Origin of the sequence: Nostoc sp. XA010 (genome assembly GCF_020829625.1) — a bacterium.
GTDB lineage: Bacteria > Cyanobacteriota > Cyanobacteriia > Cyanobacteriales > Nostocaceae > Nostoc.
The window spans coordinates 1-16,978 of sequence record NZ_JAIVFX010000008.1 but is presented as its reverse complement, the minus strand read 5'-3'; the positions used below and the strand labels follow the sequence as shown (position 1 = coordinate 16,978).

Below are 16,978 nucleotides of genomic sequence, written 5' to 3'. Positions count from 1 at the left end.
GGATAAAGAGAAATTTTCAAGATGGAGGTTCAGACAATAAGAGTTGGCAATATTTGAATCACTCTTTGCCTGTGTAGATTTATCAACGGTAGATGTAGGATTTATGCAAGCTCACTCAGAACTAGTTGATTCTGGTGCTTGTGTTAAATGTGGTGAATGAGTTCGCCGCCAACGGTTAAAGCCATAGACAAGGGCAGCAAAAATTAACAAATAGGGACTGTAAACAATTAACCAAATACCCAGCTTGAGTAAGCCAACGGAAAATGAACTAAGGGAGTGGGTAGATTTATTCCAAGTCTCCTGTACTTGCAAACCAAAGGCAGGTTGTGAACTGGTGCTAGAAACTGCTGCTTGTAAATTCAGCGTAATAGTGGAATAAGCAACTTGATTTTGTAGGCTTTTGAGTTGGGCATTAATTTGTTCTATAGTTTCTCGGACATTGCTTAGTTCTTGAGCAACACTAAGTACATCTCTAACAGAACCCGCCCGATCCATAATTTTTTGCAAATTGGCTTCAGTTTTTTGCAAATTAGTTAATCTAGCTTGGAAATCGACCAAGCGATCGCCCACATCTTCTGCCGTGATATTGCGACTCTCAACAGTGCCTAATTTAGCTAGTTCTTCCAGGGCAGATTCCAGTAGGTTCTCTGGTATCCGCAATTGTATTGTTGCTGTATAACGCGGGTTGTCGGTTTTGGGTTGTTGTTGTTTCAACCCGATCAAATCCCCTTGCTGTTTATTGATAATTTGCGAAACAGCATCAATAGTCTGATCTACAGAGTTGACAGTCAAAGATATTGCTGCCTTTTTGATGAGTTGCGGACGAGAACGGGCTATTGGTGCAGCTTCCGCCTTTTGGGACATCCTGCTATCACTAGCAGGTGCAGATGCTGGATTTTCCGCGCCATCAGCTGCAATTCGAGGTAACTGCTTATTTGCCATCTGTTCGGAAGAGGCGCAACTGGTGAAAATCACCCCTCCTAACAACGCACTCACAAATAAAGCAGATGTGCGCGGTAATTTAGTCGAAGCGTACATAATCTACCCCTAGATGGATGAAGTTAACCCCAGTATTGCTGACGAAAAACTCAAAGCCTGCATTGTTGCAATTTATGTAACAGGGTTTGTCATTAGTCCCTAGTCCCTCAATACCCGCCTGGGGCGACCTTTTTAAAGGGGTTGGGGGGATCTTCGAGAGATAAACATGTTACCCGAACCGTATTGCCTAGTCCCCAGTCCCCAATCCAAAGGAATAAATTCAATGTCTCACACTTCATCTGTGGTTACTCACTTTGGGGTACAATCGTAAGTCTGCCAATTGATGACGATGCTTGCTGACAGGAGATGCTTCTATGGCCCGGATGTATTATGACGAAGATGCCAATTTAGACCTTTTGGCTGGAAAAACTATTGCTATTATCGGCTATGGTTCCCAAGGTCATGCCCACGCTCTCAATTTAAAAGATAGTGGTTTGAATGTGATTGTGGGACTATATCCGGGTAGCAAATCAGTCGCAAAAGCTGAAGCAGCTGGGTTAACTGTGAAAAATGTTGCAGATGCTGCCAATGCTGCTGATTTCATCATGATTTTGTTACCTGATGAAGTCCAAAAAACGATTTACAAAAACGAGATTGAACCAAATCTCGAAGAAGGGAATGTATTAGCTTTTGCCCACGGCTTCAATATTCACTTTGGGCAAGTTGTACCACCTGCTAACGTAGATGTGGTGATGGTAGCACCTAAAGGGCCAGGGCATTTAGTACGACGGACTTATGAAGGTGGTGAAGGCGTACCAGCGCTGTTTGCAGTTTATCAAGATGCTAGTGGTCAGGCACGCGATCGCGCCATGTCTTATGCTAAAGGTATCGGTGGTACTCGCGCTGGTGTTCTCGAAACGACTTTCCGCGAAGAAACCGAAACAGATTTATTTGGCGAACAAGCCGTATTATGCGGTGGTTTGAGTGCTTTAATCAAAGCCGGATTTGAAACTTTGGTAGAAGCTGGTTATCAACCAGAATTGGCTTATTTTGAATGTCTGCATGAAGTCAAGCTGATTGTTGACTTGGTTGTGGAAGGCGGTTTAGCTAAAATGCGCGATAGCATTTCTAACACTGCTGAATATGGCGATTATACTCGTGGGCCGCGGATTGTGACTGAACAAACCAAAGCTGAAATGCAGAAGATTCTCAGCGAAATTCAATCTGGACAATTTGCACGAGAATTCGTTCTAGAAAACCAAGCTGGTAAACCAGGATTTACCGCCATGCGTCGCAAAGAAGCTGAACACAAAATTGAAGAAGTCGGCAAAGATTTACGCGCTATGTTTAGCTGGTTGAAAAAAGCTTAAGCAAAAGAGAAAGTAACCCATAGGGGCACAGCATGCCGTGCCCCTATATCTTGCGATATAACCTTATACCGCATCTGAGTGGGAACCGCTATCCAATTTTTTCTCCCCCTGCCTTTCAAAACGATTGATTATTTTTTTAATTGGAAGTCCCTTACCACCCCATTGTTCCAAGGCTACCTTTAAATGGCCCGACAATATCAGCAGTAATCCATCCCCCATAAAAATCGCCAGGTTGAGACATAACTAGCTCATCATTTACATAGCAAGCATCCATTAAACTAGGGTAAAAAGCATAGTATTCTTGAATTGTTACAAAATCAGGTGTGGGTTCAATATATCGCCAAGCAGCGTTATTTATATACTTTTCACCGATGCTGATATCATAATATTGACACTTGCCTTTCCATTCACACCAAGTTTTTTTAGGTGTTTCAATTAGATATTCTAGTTTAATGTCTTCAGAAGGAAGGTAATAAACAGGAGGATGGCTAGTTTCTAAGACTCTTTTAGCTTTAGTTGTTTCTGCTAAAACAACACCATTACAAATTATCCGAATTGATTTGTTGCTATCTTCTAAACGAGCCGGACGGGGATAATCCCAAACTGATTCTTGACCGGATTCTGGTACGATAGGATTTGGTCGCATTATCAACAATCTCCTTTGAAATCTTGAGCAATTCTAAAACCAGCGTGTTGATAAAAGTAGGGACGAAACCAGTTGCGATAGGTTGGTAATGCCATTGAACCGTTAGTAGCCCAAGAACCGCCAAGCATCATCTGATGTTTATCATCAAAAAACGGTGCTGCTTGATCTTGGTAAAGCGGATGAGGTTGAAATCCTGGTAGGGCGTTGAATGTGTCCCCTAACCATTCCCAGACGTTTCCTCTAAGATCGTAAAGTCCAGAAGCACTATTAGCTGGTTTGAACATTCCCACTGGGCTGGGGGAAATGAATTCTAAGTTGAGATTATAGTTACTTGATAACTGGTTATCCTCAGAGATAAGTAACGCTTGATTCCATTCGGCTTCAGTCATCAAGCGCATATCTGAGCCTTGAAAACGACAAAATGCGATCGCTTCGTAGTAATTTACTTCTACAGGCCAATCTAGGGGTAAGTCTATTTCGTCGAATGTGGCTCGATAGCGATAACCATCCTGGAAGGGTATCCAGAATTTGGGATGTTCTACGTTGTAGAGTTGTTTCCAATCCCAAGATTCAGCATTCCAGTAGTCTGGATTATTGTAACCACCAGCTTGAACAAATTTCAGATATTCGCCGTTAGTGATGAGATATTGGCTAGCTAAAAACGGTTTTACTTCAACAGTGCGATCGCCATATTCGCTATCCCAACCATAAGTAAGATCATCCTTGGGTTTTCCCAGTTTCACCACACCACCAGGAACCCGGCGCATTGCATTGTTGGGAATGTTACCCTTACTAGGTGCGTAATTCCAACCTTGGGGACGTTTGAGGCGATCGCTAGGCAATTGACGCACTAGCATCGACGAGGTTTCAAAGTGAATCCGACTATGTTCTATTCCCATCAGCAAAGCCCAGAAGGGATGTTGTTGATGAATTGGGAGATCCAGGGGAGTATTTTGAATAACTTTTGTAATTGCTTCTCGCGCCTTGTCTCGATATTGCCAAACTTTTTCTACCTCAGGCCAGCTAACCCCTTGCATAGCTGCGTCGAGTTCTGTCGGTGTTTGGGGATCAACTCCAATTTCAAATAGGGTTTCGTATTGTGAATTAATTCCAGCTTTGATTAAACCAACGCGAATTAACTTATTGATGAAGAAAACAGCTGAGTGACCAAGATAAAAAATTATCCGGTTTCTTAAAGGATCGGGGTTAAGATAAAAAGTTTCTTCCCCGACTAAACTTTTCATGAGTGTTTCTTCAAGTTCCCAAGAATTCTCAAAGTAGTTGAGCAGGTTTTGTGAACTGCAATCATTGAGTGTGGGGACTTGAGTTGATGTCAGTTTATTTATCGTTTGAACTAAATTCATGATATTTTTGACAGAACATTCATCAGAAAAATTACATAAACTACGACTTCTTACAAAAAAGTGTTGTTAATTACGTTTCGTCTTGTGTCGTTATGATCAAACAATTTACTAAATTTGTAAATAGATAAAAGGTGTAGTTAAAATTACTCTAATTACAGCTTGTCAAAATAATATAAATAATGTAGTCACGTTGAACAAGTATAGGCGAGGTTAAAACATATATTAACTGTTTTATTTTATCAAGTTAAGATTGCAACTAATTAGAGAAGCATACGGCGATGCCTTCACAGTAGGCATCGCGGATTTTAGATTTTATCTAATCTAAAATCCCAAATCGAGTTACCGATTCACCGCCGCCGCTTCCCGTGCTGCTGTTGCTTGATCTGGGTGGATACCCAAGCGGGTGAGATTAATCCGACCTTTGTTATCAATTTCGCGCACTTTGATAATCACTTCATCGCCCACCGCTACTTCATCTTCAACTTTGCCAACGCGGTAGTCAGCTAGTTGTGAGATGTGAATCATCCCTTCTTTTCCAGGCAGAAATTCCACAAATGCACCTATCGGTATAATCCGAGTGATGCGTCCTGCGTAGACATCCCCTTCGTGCAGCTTGCGGGTCATACCCTGGATGATGTTTCTGGCTCTCTTGGCCTTGCTCTCATCCACAGCCGAAATTGTCACGGTGCCATCATCTTCGATGTCAATTTTAGCACCAGTTTCCTCTGTAATTCCCTTAATCGTCTTGCCTCCAGGGCCGATGACCAGACCAATCATGTCTGAATCAATCTTGATTGTTAACAGACGTGGGGCATAAGGTGAGGTTTCAGTCCGTGGCGTGTCAATGCAGGCGAGCATTTTCTCCAGAATGTGCAACCGGGCTGCTTTAGCTTGGTGAACCGCTTGAGAAATAACCTCCAACGACAAACCGGAGATTTTCATATCCATTTGCAAGGCGGTAATCCCGGTATCTGTACCAGCAACTTTGAAGTCCATGTCGCCCAAAAAGTCTTCAATGCCCTGAATATCGGTGAGGATTCGCACTTCGTCCCCATCCTTAATCAGACCCATTGCTGCACCACTGACGGGTTTGATAATTGGTACACCAGCATCCATCAGAGCTAGGGTGGAACCGCACACTGAACCCATTGAAGTGGAACCGTTTGAGGAAAGTACTTCCGATACGATGCGAATCACGTAGGGAAAATCTTCTTTTGACGGTAGCACAGGGATTAGCGCTCGTTCTGCTAATGCGCCGTGACCAATTTCGCGCCTTCCTGGGGCCCGCATTGGCTTGGTTTCCCCGACTGAGAAAGGCGGGAAGTTGTAATGATGCAGATAACGCTTGTGCTGATCTAGCTGCATGTCATCGTTAAGGTTTTGAGCATCCCCAGGTGTACCCAGAGTACAAGTGGATAATACCTGAGTTAGTTCCCGGTTAAATAAACCGCTACCGTGAACTCGCTTTGGTAAAACATCAACTAAACAAGAAACGGGACGCACTTGATCGAGTTTACGACCATCAACGCGGACGTTATCTTCAATGATTTGTCGCCGCATGAAGTGTTTGGTAATATCTTTAAAAGTGTTACCAAGTGCCTTCTTATTTGCAGTTGCGGCAACTCGAATTGGGTCTTCTTCTGGCAGTTCGCTAATCGTCGCGGCAATTTCATCCTTGACGACATCTAAAGCTGCATCGCGTTCCGGTTTGGTGAAACTAAATTGAGACAAGATTTTCTTAATCTGGCCGTTAGCGCGATCGCGGATATAATTTTCCAGAGTCTGGTCTACTTCTGGTGGTGCTTCTTGCACTATTACCAAACCCAGTTCTGCAATTAAATCTTGCTGCGCTTTGATTAAGTCCCGTACTGCTTCATAACCAAAGTCAATCGCCTCGAGAATATCTCGCTCTGGCAACTGATTGGCTCCCGCTTCCACCATGATCACGCCATGTGGTGAACCTGCTACTATCAGATCCAAGTCTCCAGCTTCAGTTTCGGCATAAGTGGGGTTAATAATGAAATCATCTCCCACTAAACCAACCCGCACTGCTGCCATTGGCCCATTAAAAGGAATTTGGGCAATCAGGGTAGCGATTGAAGCGCCTGTAACTGCTAACACATCGGGTGGAACTAACTCGTCCATCGACAGCGTTAAGGCAATAATTTGCAGGTCATCCCGTAGCCATGAAGGGAACAGGGGACGCATGGGGCGGTCTATTAGACGGCTGGTGAGAATTGTTTTTTCTGGTGGACGACCTTCTCGGCGCATGATCCCTCCCGGAATCCTACCAGCAGCATATAGCCTTTCTTCATAATCTACTGTGAGCGGAAGAAAATCAATGCCTTCTCTGGCTTGCGATCGCGTAGCCGTCACTAAAACGGATGTATCCCCTGATTCTATCAAAACCGACCCACCAGCCTGGGGAGCTAGTAGGCCTACTTTCAGTCGAATATCCCTTCCATCGAAGGATATTGACTTATCAACTTCTGCCATTCAGTTTTTTTTCCTTCTCTTTCGCTATTCTCTTTCTGTGGCAATCCTAACATTTATGCACTATGACTGGCTTCTAGTACATACAAAGATAGATAAGTAGTTCAACCTAAAGCCCGATATATGATCAGCGCGTCTACCATTTGTTCATCCTCTAGCTTCGCCGCACGCGGAATGCGCCCAATGATCTCAAATCCTAACGACTGCCAAAGTGTAATTGAAGGTATATTAGTTTCAAAGACCAAATTGAACATTACTGCTTCGTAGCCAAGGTTTGCTGCTATCAAGAGCATTGCCTCTCCCATGAACCGCCCGATTCCCTGACCACGTAACCCAGGTTGTACAATAAAACCAGCGTTGCAAATATGGCAACACCGACCGGGGAAGTTTGGTTTTAAATAAAACGCCCCTAATATTTCTTTTGGTTTGTGTGTAGCATTCTGAACAGATGTCCTGACAACAAAGGCATCCTTACTCAACCAGTAAGCTGAAAATTCTGTCTGAGATAGAGGTTCCTTTTGGGGATAAGTTTTACCCTCAACAATTACAACATTGAGTAATGCTCTTACAACCTCCTGTTCTTGAGGATGCATATAATCTAGTTCAACTATTATCCCGCTTTTTAAAACTTTAACTATAGGAAAAATCATTATTAATAATCTTGATATTAAATAAATTAATTATATGTAATTTTTAGTTAAAAATCTTCTTGAGAAGATGCAAAAAGTAGAATAATTGCGGTTTTGATTCTTGAAATTTGGGAAATCTAAGTAGTTAGAAAATGGCGATTTTACACTGTAATTGGTTACTAAAAAATCAAAATGGTTGTTTATTTATTTGGGGAGAAACTTGGCGATCGCCACGAGTGAATTTCGAGCCTAATGGTTCTGGAGATACACCACTACATCCATTGGCGATGACATCAGTTGAGTTGAATGAGTGGTTGCGTTCCCAGAACATGGCGATTACCAACTTCATGCAGCAACCCCAAGTAGCGATGCCTGCGGCAAGCAAAGCCATCGCTACAACTGGACGAACGCGCAAAGCCGCCACTACCACTGAGATCAGTTTACCAACGTATTCCCAAATCATTGCCGTACCAACTTATATCCCAGAAGGCAGTAACGAAGAAACAACAGCGATTTTCCCTGTACATTCTGCCAGTTTGGGGCTAGACACAGACTCCCCACAATATTTGCAACCGTGGCGAGTTGAAGGTTTTTGTCTCAACCCCAGCGAAGCAGTAAAATTTCTTGCGGCTGTTCCCCTAAATGCTGCTAACGGAGAAGATGCCTTTTTAGGAGGAGATTTACGTTTTTGGTCGCAAGTTGCCCGGTGGAATTTAGATTTAATCTCACGGTGTAAGTTTTTACCAACAATTGGCCGTCAATCAGATGGTGCATTTGCTGCCAAATGGCAAGTACTTCTAGACAGTGCTGTAGATGGAACCCGTCTAGAAAGATTTTCTGCAAATATGCCGTTGGTTTGTCGGACTTATCAAGAGGGAGTGGGGAGTGGGGAAGAAGCAGGAGAGCAGGGAGCAGGGGGAGCAAAATCCTCCTCATTCCCTCACCTAGCAGTAAACTTCCCTACCGAACCTCAAGAATTGTTGCTGGGATTCCTTAACAGTACGATAGATGCCCAAGTGCGAGGAATGGTGGGTTCTCAGCCTCCAATGGAAGCTAAGGCGATGGCATCTTTAGCAGGTGGGGTGCGACAGTGGTTGCAAGCTTTAACTAATGCATCTCATACAGTTAATGCAGATGCAATTGAAGTGGAACGACTGGAAGCGGCATTAAAGGCTTGGACTATGCCGCTACAATACCAATTAACTCTTAAAACTCTATTTCGTACCTGTTTTCAACTGCGTTCTCCAGAGTCTGGCGAAACAGATTGGACATTGGTGTATTATTTGCAAGCAGCTGATGCTCCTGAGTTTTTGGTAGATGCGGCAACTATTTGGAACAATCCAGTTGAACGATTGGTTTATGAAAATCGGACAATTGAGCAACCACAGGAAACATTTTTGCGAGGTTTGGGGCTAGCTTCCCGATTATATCCAACAATAGTAGCCAGTTTTGAAACCGAATATCCCCAATTTTCTCGTATCACCCCCATGCAAGCTTATGAGTTTATCAAGGCTGTAGCTTGGAGGTTAGAAGACAGTGGTTTGGGAGTAATTTTGCCCCCTAGTTTAGCGAACCGCGAAGGATGGGCAAACCGTTTGGGTTTGAAAATTACTGCCGAAACCCCAAAGAAAAAGCAGGGACGTTTAGGATTGCAAAGTCTACTAAATTTCCAATGGCAATTGGCAATTGGCGGACAAACTATTTCTAAAGCTGAGTTTGATAAACTTGTGGCTTTAAATAGTCCGCTAGTAGAAATTAACGGCGAGTGGGTTGAATTGCGGCCTCAAGACATTAAGACAGCCCAAACATTTTTTACCACTCGCAAAGACCAAATGGCGCTTTCCTTGGAAGATGCCTTGCGTTTCAGTACAGGGGATACCCAGGTAATTGAAAAATTACCAGTGGTTAGCTTTGAGGCATCTGGGGCATTGCAAGAGTTGATTGGAGCGCTAAACAATAATCAAGCGATCGCACCTTTACCGACACCAGCAGGCTTTAAAGGGCAGTTGCGACCTTATCAAGAACGTGGCGCTGCTTGGCTGTCCTTCTTGGAACGTTGGGGCTTGGGTGCGTGTCTCGCAGACGACATGGGACTCGGTAAAACTATTCAGTTTATTGCTTTTTTGCTACATCTCAAAGAACAAGATGCATTAGAAAATCCAACACTATTAGTTTGCCCAACTTCTGTTTTAGGCAACTGGGAAAGGGAAGTCAATAAATTTGCACCAAGCCTGAAAATTTTGCAATATCACGGTGACAAACGCCCAAAAGGAAAAGCGTTTTTAGAAGCAGTGAAAAAGCACGATTTAATCGTCACCAGCTACTCACTGCTTCATCGAGATATAAAATCATTGCAAAGTGTCTCTTGGCAGATAATTGTTTTAGATGAAGCTCAGAATGTGAAAAACCCAGAGGCGAAGCAGTCAAAAGCAGTGCGGGAATTAGAAGCGACATTTCGGATTGCGTTGACGGGGACACCAGTAGAAAATAGGCTGCAAGAACTATGGTCTATTTTAGATTTTCTCAATCCTGGATATTTAGGCAATAAGCAATTTTTCCAGCGTCGGTTTGCCATGCCAATAGAAAAGTATGGTGATACTGCTTCTTTGACTCAGTTACGTTCATTAGTGCAACCATTTATACTGCGGCGATTGAAAAGCGATCGCGACATCATTCAAGACTTACCAGATAAGCAAGAAATGACCGTATTTTGCGGTCTAACTGGTGAACAAGCTGCACTTTATCAACAAGTTGTAGAACAATCTTTAGTAGAGATAGAATCTGCTGAAGGATTGCAACGTCGGGGGATGATTTTGGCGTTACTAATCAAACTAAAACAAATCTGCAATCACCCAGCACAATACTTGAAGCAGGCGACATTAGAGCAACATAATTCAGCCAAACTTCTGCGGCTAGAAGAAATGTTAGAAGAAGTTTTAGCAGAAAGCGATCGCGCTTTAATCTTTACACAATTTGCTGAGTGGGGTAAATTACTTAAACCCTATTTAGAAAAACAGCTAGGACGAGAAATATTCTTTTTATATGGCAGTACGAGTAAAAAACAAAGAGAGGAAATGATCGACCGTTTCCAACACGATCCTCAAGGCCCTCCAATTATGATTCTTTCTCTGAAAGCGGGTGGAGTAGGGCTGAATTTAACACGAGCAAATCATGTATTCCACTTTGATAGATGGTGGAATCCAGCCGTGGAAAATCAAGCCACAGATAGAGTATTTCGCATTGGTCAAACCCGGAATGTGCAAGTACATAAATTTGTTTGTACTGGTACTTTAGAAGAAAAAATTCATGACATGATTGAAAGTAAAAAACAACTAGCTGAACAAGTTGTAGGTGCTGGAGAAGAGTGGTTAACTGAAATGGATACAGACCAACTTCGCAACTTACTACTACTTGATCGCAGTGCAGTAATTGACGATGATGCAGAATAAGTTTGTAGTAAGGACTTTAGTCCTTGAATTTAGGGTTAGAGCCACCCACTACAAAGTGAACTCATTCTTAATTGTTCTTCCTTTGCGCTCTTCTCTGACGAGACGCTGCGCGAATGCGCCCTTCTCCCAAGGGGAGACGCCAACGCGAATGCGGTTCCATCTCTCAACCCCTGATAATTAACGCGATGAACCACTAGATTAAATATGCGATATTGAAAAATATCACACCTTTTTCCTTACCCTGTGCCATCATGTCGAATCACTTTGCCCACGGTTATGCATTGTTAATTGGGGTTGGCACAACAGCCGAATCTCGATATTCATTGCCTGTCACAGTTAAAGATGTGCAAGCTTTGAAAACAGTGTTAACCGATCCAAACTTGTGTGCCTATCTGGATGATTCAGAACATATTCGGTTATTGCAGAATCAACAGACAACGCGCAGCGCAATTTTGGATGGATTAACGTGGTTAAAGGAAAAGGCTGCTGCCGATAAAGATGCAACAATTGTAGTTTTTTACTCTGGTCATGGGTGCTTTGATTTATCAAGTCAGTGTTATTATTTGCTGCAACATGACTTCAATTCCACAGACATTGCTAACACCGCTCTATCTGCCCAAGAATTTACTCAAGCTTTGCGGCAGATTCAAGCAAAGCGGTTGTGGGTGGTAATTGATAGTTGTCATGCAGAGGGTATGGCTACTTCTAAAGGCGAACTACCTGCTGATTTTATCGCTACGGCATTGCCCAAGGGTGTAGTCGATGCCTTGAAGCAGGGCGAAGGAAGGGCGGTGTTTACGTCCTCCAGAGGCAATCAGGTTTCTTGGATACGTCCTGATAAAACCATGAGTCTGTATACTTATCATCTAATTGAGGCATTGCGGGGAGCGGCTAATCAACCAGGGGATTCCAAAGTTATGCTCTCAAATCTGATCAATCATTTGGGTAAAACCGTTCCAGAGAGTGCCAGAACTCAACGTCAGGCAGAACAGACTCCATTTTTTGATACGGCGATGGAAGATTTTCCTATTGCCATGCTGCGAGGAGGGAAGGGGCTAGCAAACTCAACCACAGTCTCAGATTTGCAAATTATGACCGATCAACAAGTTGTAACACCTGCATTAGCAAGAGCAAAACGAGCCTTAGCAATTTTGGAAGAACAAGCTGCTTCCTTTGGCATTCGTATTCCAGTGGATTTGCAGATTGAATTAGAAGAGAAACGTCGCCAGGTAACTGAATTAGAGTCCCGGCATCAAAGAACAGGATTGGATTAAGCAAATATATCCGACGATGATTTTTCTCATTCCGAGTTCTGAACACCAACTGCCGAGTTCCGAACATGAACTGCCGAGTTCTGAACACCAATTGCCGAGTTCCGAACATGAACTGCCGAGTTCTGAACACCAACTGCCGAGTTCCGAACACGAACCGCCGAGTTGCGAACACCAACTGCCGAGTTGCGAACACCAACTGCCGAGTTGCGAACACCAACTGCCGAGTTCTGAACACCAACTGCCGAGTTGCGAACACCAACTGCCGAGTTCTGAACACCAACTGCCGAGTTCTGAACACGAACCACCGAGTTTTGAGGGATACTGTGAAAGACTAAAGTTACCCCACAGGCTTTTGATCCCCCCAACCCCCCTTAAAAAGGGGGCAAGAGAGTTTCTTAAAGTCCCCCTTTTTAAGGGGGATTTAGGGGGATCTCCATAGTTTGCAGCGTATTAATATTAGATTTATTTTTTATATAACATTATGGATAATCAAGAACCATTACAGCGAACTCTCAACCGCGCTCGTCGCGCCCTCCAGATAATAGAGGAGGAAAAAGCTAGTTATGGGATTAGAATTCCGCCGGACTTAGTAATAGAACTAGAAGAAAAACAAAAAGAAGTCACTAGCTTAGAGGCACGATTAAGCCAGTTGCAGGGACAACGCCCGGAAAGTCTGCCCGATAACCTGCCCCGCTATAACGATGTGTTTGTGGGGCGAAAACAAGAAATCGCCCGTTGTTTGGAGGCACTTTCACCAGAGGAACGCGGTTGGGGTGTGACGATCGATGGTATTGGTGGTATGGGCAAAACGGCGTTAGCGCTGGAGGTAGCACACCTAGCCCGTGAGCAAGCCTTGTTTGATGCCTACCTGTTTGTTTCTGCCAAGACTACCTGGCTTTCAGCTGAAGGAGTGCGGGAAGAAACCCTTGCTTTGTCTTCTCTCGATAGCTTCTGCCGGGAATTTGCCAAGGGGTTAGGACAGACAGACATTGTGAAAATGACTGATGCCACAGAACGCCGCCGCGCCCTTCTGGATGCTCTGCGGGGACGGCGCACCCTGTTGATTTGGGACAACTTGGAAACGCTGAATGCAGAAGAACGCGATATGATTGCCGAGTTTGTGCGGAAACTGCCCACCCCCAACAAAGCCATCATCACCAGCCGCCGCCGTACTGGGGAAAGCGCTGTCACCATCCGCTTAGATCGTCTCTTAGAGGCAGAAGCTTTGGAATTAATGACAGAGAAGGGAAGATCGCACCCCCGCCTAGCCCAGGAACTAAACGCCACAAAGCCAGAGATATTGACCGCTTTATATGAAGCCTCTGGTGGCAATCCCCTAGCGCTGGATTGGACATTAGGACAGGTGGCAGACAAAGGCTACTCCATCAGTGTTGCCCTAGAGCGGTTGCGGAATGCTGCCAAATCCCCCGATCTCTACGGGTTTCTGTTTGCCGATGCTGCCCAAACTCTCTCTGGAAATGATCGCACAGTGTTGTGTGCCCTAGTTGTATTCCTGACACCAGCAAAAACCTCAGCATTGGCAGATGCTACGGATTTAGCCATAACCGAGATCCAAGTTTCTTTAGAACGGCTGGTAACTCTATCTTTGGTGAATGATTTGGATGGAGAACGGTTTGGCCTACACCCCCTCACTCGCACATATATCCTGGCAGCTGTGGACGGAACGGATACTGTTGGGACTGCACCCCTAAGTGGAATTCGGTTTGACTCTGCTGCCCAAAGGAAAGTTCTGCGCTACTGGGTGGACTTTGCCCAGAAGTACGGGGGTGAGGACAAAGATGCCTATCAGACCCATGACAACCTGGAAGCTGAGTGGCAGAATCTAGAGGGCGTGGCGACAACCTTGTGGGAGATGGCAGGTATCCCCGGTACACAGAAAGACCAACAAGCTGCCCAGATGCTCATCGATTTGGAAAATGCTTTGTCTAACTTCCTCCGGTTTCGAGGCTACTGGGATGAGTGGGTGCGCTTGGCTGAGTGGCGATATCAGGCAGGAAAGGCGCTGGATCAGTGGAGCGATGCTGGCTGGGGTGCGTATCATGTTGCCTGGATTCAGTGCCAACGTGCGGACACAGATCGAACAGCAAGTTCGGCAGATCAGATGAAAGAGATGATGGAACAGGGAGGCAACTTTGAGGATAAGGCTTTTTCAACCCGTGTGCAAGGAGTGATTGCAGAGCAACGCCAGGATTGGGCTGAGGCGGAGCGGCTGTACCAGGAGGCGTTAGTAATTTACCGAAAGTTGGGAAATGAGAAGAGAGAGGCGATCGTTCTCACCGATCTGGGAAGATTTGGGCGATCACAGGGACAATATGATCGTGCTGAGTCCTACTTTAAGCAAGGATTGGTGATAGAAGAAAAACTAGGAAATAAAGAAAAACAAGCAGATTCTTACGGCCACCTGGGACTTCTAGCCCTTAACCGCAACCGCCCTACAGAAGCCCGCCCCTTGTATCAGCGTGAGTTAGCCTTGGCCCAGGAACTAGGACAGCAAAACTCGGTAGCTCATGCTCAATCTGGTCTGGCACGAGTTCTGGAGGAAGAAGGGCGCTACGCAGAGGCGCTACCCTTGGCACAGGCTGCCCTGGAAATCCGAGAGCGCCTGCGCTCTCGGAACTTGGATTTTTTGCGCCAATTGGTTGAGCGGTTGCAGCGCAAAGTGGGGATGGAATAATTTGTAATTCGTAATTAATTCAAGGTTTTACATCTCTGTGTAGTCCCAGACTTCCGCTCTGTAGGCGTATATTTGCGAAACTGATATGTTTCCAGCCATAAACGCTATAGTCTGAGGTAACTGTCACAAAACGAGATCAACCTATCCATTGCATAATTTTAAATTTTAAATTGACTTATGACTAATTACACATTACAAGCAAGTCGAGAATGGTGGTCACAACAATGGCTAGATTTGCTAGATTCCTATCGTTTTAAAAAGCGTTTAGAACGTGCGAGAAACTATGCTCGTCAAGGAAATGTTTTGAGTATTGAATTTAAAGGAGCAAAAGTATTAGCTAGGGTGCAAGGTAGTGAAGTAGAACCTTATAAAGTTTCCCTTTCCCTTGAACCTTTTAGTGATGAACAGTGGGGTTATGTAATTGAAACCATGTCCCAAAGGGCAATTTTTGCTGCAAAATTACTAGCAGGAGAAATGCCACAAAATATAGAAGAAGTATTTACCGCAAATGGTCTTTCGATATTTCCATTTACCCTTGGTGATGTCCAGAGTAAATGCTCTTGTCCTGATAAAGCAAATCCCTGTAAACACATTGGTGCGCTGTACTATCAGTTAGGCGATCGCTTCAGTGAAGACCCCTTTGTACTATTTCAATTGCGCGGACGCACCAAAGAGCAAATTATCAGCGATTTACGTCAATTACGTAGTGCCAAGATTAAACCTAATACCACAGAAACGCCCGATATTCAACAGTCAATTCCTAACAAGAAATACTCAGTAAAAATTGGCTCTTTCTGGCAATACAATGAGCCATTAGAGTCATCATTAGTAGTGATTGCGCCGTCTACCAGCGAAATGGTATTAGATGTTTTAGGAGCAATACCCTTAGCGAAGGAAGAGGAAAATGCAGTAAATTCAACTTCCAGCGATGTGGTAATGAAGCATTTGAATACAGTTTACAGAGATGTGAGCCAGAAGGCTTTTTTAACAGCAATGAATGTGGGAGCAAGCTGATCGTAATTCGTAATTCGTAATTATGAATTATATTGACTAGATAGTTCACCTTTTCCGCCTTTTCTCACCCATTCGCGCACCGCCTGACGAATTGCCCGTCTCCCATCTGCCCGATTTTGCTCAATGAGTTTTGGCAGATATCGAATTGCTAAAGTAGGAAACACTAGACTGTTCTCTGACTCGACATATTCCCCATTTTGCAGGAGATAAATCTTGAGTTCACCGGAGTCATAACACCAGAGTTCTGGTACTCCCAGGCGGGCATAAATGGGAAAACGATTTAGAGATTTATTGGTAATATCAATTTCCAGTGCCAAATCAGGCGGTGGGTCTTGTTTCAAATCCAGATCCAATCTACCCCGAACCGTAGCTTCATTCTGGAAATAGAAGCAATTATCTGATTCTACCCCTGCCATTCGGCTTTCTCGCTTCCAAGTAGTCGAGCCATAACTTTCATAGTCTATAGCCAACTCTTCAGCGATGTCTTGAACTGCAATACTAATCACCTCTTTGTAATGTTCGTGTTCAGGTAAAGGTGTCATAATTTCCAAAGTAGTGCGATCGTAAGCTAACCTTGCTGCCCGATGCTCTCCTAAGTCTTTTAGAAGATTTTCAAACTGTTGCCAGCTAATGTCATAAAGCATTACTCGGTCTGCTCGATTCTTGGCGACTGTCATTGTTACGACCTCCAGAATGTTTTATTGTCCAAACTCAAGCCTAGCCTGTTCTACCAAATTCGCTGTCACAACCTCTTGACCTGCTTCACGGGCCAACTGTTCAATTCTGGCTTTAGCTTGAGAGCGGACAAAAAAGGGAATATTTTGTAACTTTTCTTTAGCTTCAGATGTCCATCGCAAAGCATCAATAAAATTGGAATCACTCATAGTATTAATTACCTTGGTAAGTCGCTCACTTTAATCAATAGATGATTAATTTTCCTATAGAACCCATTTAATATCTTTTTTCTAGCTAGCGGCTAGTCTTCTGAGCATCAATCTGATAAAACAAAGCTTGAGCTTGGCATTGGCACGAGCGAGTGTCCGATCAAAGTTTTTAACTAAACTTT

Annotated in this window: 13 protein-coding genes; 5 read left to right on the top strand and 8 right to left on the bottom strand. The window is 44.1% G+C overall.

Annotation, left to right across the window (positions count from 1 at the left end; genetic code table 11):
* Positions 1–111: 111 nt before the first annotated feature.
* Positions 112–1,038, bottom strand: a complete 927-nt coding sequence (locus LC608_RS13935; protein ID WP_229554117.1) for a DUF4349 domain-containing protein — start codon at positions 1,036–1,038, stop codon at positions 112–114.
* 314 nt (positions 1,039–1,352) lie between these two features.
* Here LC608_RS13935 and ilvC point away from each other — a divergent pair, with 314 nt between their 5' ends.
* A complete protein-coding gene (ilvC, locus tag LC608_RS13930) occupies positions 1,353–2,348 on the top strand; it encodes a ketol-acid reductoisomerase (RefSeq protein WP_193948847.1) in 996 nt (331 codons plus the stop codon).
* Between the two features lie 151 nt (positions 2,349–2,499).
* Here the strand turns inward: ilvC and LC608_RS13925 are convergent, their stop codons facing one another.
* From LC608_RS13925 to LC608_RS13910, 4 genes are all read right to left on the bottom strand, one after another.
* Positions 2,500–2,994: a DUF427 domain-containing protein gene (locus tag LC608_RS13925; protein WP_229554116.1), complete on the bottom strand. Its 495-nt coding sequence runs from the start codon at positions 2,992–2,994 to the stop codon at positions 2,500–2,502.
* A 2-nt stretch (positions 2,995–2,996) separates the two neighbouring features.
* On the bottom strand, positions 2,997–4,358 hold the full coding sequence (gene ovoA, locus LC608_RS13920; RefSeq protein ID WP_229554115.1) for a 5-histidylcysteine sulfoxide synthase: 1,362 nt from the start codon (positions 4,356–4,358) through the stop codon (positions 2,997–2,999).
* A 339-nt stretch (positions 4,359–4,697) separates the two neighbouring features.
* On the bottom strand, positions 4,698–6,854 hold the full coding sequence (locus tag LC608_RS13915) for a polyribonucleotide nucleotidyltransferase (RefSeq protein ID WP_229554114.1): 2,157 nt from the start codon (positions 6,852–6,854) through the stop codon (positions 4,698–4,700).
* A gap of 101 nt (positions 6,855–6,955) precedes the next feature.
* Positions 6,956–7,501 carry a GNAT family N-acetyltransferase gene (locus LC608_RS13910; RefSeq protein WP_229554113.1) on the bottom strand — a complete coding sequence of 182 codons (546 nt, stop codon included), beginning with the start codon at positions 7,499–7,501 and terminating at the stop codon, positions 6,956–6,958.
* Positions 7,502–7,632: 131 nt separating this feature from the next.
* Here LC608_RS13910 and LC608_RS13905 point away from each other — a divergent pair, with 131 nt between their 5' ends.
* Both LC608_RS13905 and LC608_RS13900 read left to right on the top strand, forming a co-directional pair.
* Complete coding sequence (locus tag LC608_RS13905; RefSeq protein WP_229554112.1) at positions 7,633–10,929, top strand: DEAD/DEAH box helicase; 3,297 nt, start codon at positions 7,633–7,635, stop codon at positions 10,927–10,929.
* Between the two features lie 251 nt (positions 10,930–11,180).
* Positions 11,181–12,203: a caspase family protein gene (locus LC608_RS13900; RefSeq protein ID WP_229554111.1), complete on the top strand. Its 1,023-nt coding sequence runs from the start codon at positions 11,181–11,183 to the stop codon at positions 12,201–12,203.
* Between the two features lie 26 nt (positions 12,204–12,229).
* Here the strand turns inward: LC608_RS13900 and LC608_RS13895 are convergent, their stop codons facing one another.
* Positions 12,230–12,508 carry a hypothetical protein gene (locus LC608_RS13895; protein ID WP_229554110.1) on the bottom strand — a complete coding sequence of 93 codons (279 nt, stop codon included), beginning with the start codon at positions 12,506–12,508 and terminating at the stop codon, positions 12,230–12,232.
* 176 nt (positions 12,509–12,684) lie between these two features.
* Between LC608_RS13895 and LC608_RS13890 the strand changes: the two genes are divergently transcribed.
* Positions 12,685–14,898 (top strand): tetratricopeptide repeat protein, encoded by a 2,214-nt coding sequence (locus LC608_RS13890; protein WP_229554109.1) that lies wholly within the window; start codon positions 12,685–12,687, stop codon positions 14,896–14,898.
* 177 nt (positions 14,899–15,075) lie between these two features.
* Positions 15,076–15,912 (top strand): SWIM zinc finger family protein, encoded by an 837-nt coding sequence (locus LC608_RS13885; RefSeq protein ID WP_229554108.1) that lies wholly within the window; start codon positions 15,076–15,078, stop codon positions 15,910–15,912.
* Between the two features lie 20 nt (positions 15,913–15,932).
* Here LC608_RS13885 and LC608_RS13880 read toward each other — a convergent pair whose 3' ends face one another.
* Together LC608_RS13880 and LC608_RS13875 are read right to left on the bottom strand one after the other, a co-directional pair.
* A complete protein-coding gene (locus LC608_RS13880) occupies positions 15,933–16,589 on the bottom strand; it encodes a Uma2 family endonuclease (protein ID WP_229554107.1) in 657 nt (218 codons plus the stop codon).
* Between the two features lie 21 nt (positions 16,590–16,610).
* Entirely contained in the window at positions 16,611–16,796 is a 186-nt protein-coding gene (locus LC608_RS13875; RefSeq protein WP_190914277.1) for a PCP reductase family protein, read from the bottom strand.
* Positions 16,797–16,978 lie beyond the last annotated feature (182 nt).